We start from the raw sequence: 258 nt of genomic DNA on the forward strand, positions 1-258 counted from the left end.
GTAACAACTCACTTGCTTTTTCTTCTAATTCTGATTTAGTAATTTGTAAGTCAGCTGTTTTCTGCTCAGCTTCTTCAGTTCTAGACTCTAATTGTTCATTCGTTGTTCGTAATTCTTCTGCTTGCATTTGTAGTTCTTCCGCTTGCGTTTGCAATTCTTCTGATTGAACTTGTAACTCTTCTGTCATTGCTTGTGATTCATGTAAAAGAGTTTGAATTCGCATACGTCCCATAATGCTATGGATTGTCAAACCTAGAT

General features: G+C 36.0%; 1 pseudogene. It reads right to left on the reverse strand.

Annotation, left to right across the window (positions count from 1 at the left end):
- Window positions 1–258 (reverse strand): annotated as a pseudogene (locus MR160_RS34425) (histidine kinase); the annotation flags it as partial.

It is taken from the genome of Bacillus cereus group sp. BfR-BA-01382, assembly GCF_022663475.1.
GTDB classification, from domain to species: Bacteria; Bacillota; Bacilli; order Bacillales; family Bacillaceae_G; genus Bacillus_A; species Bacillus_A thuringiensis_S.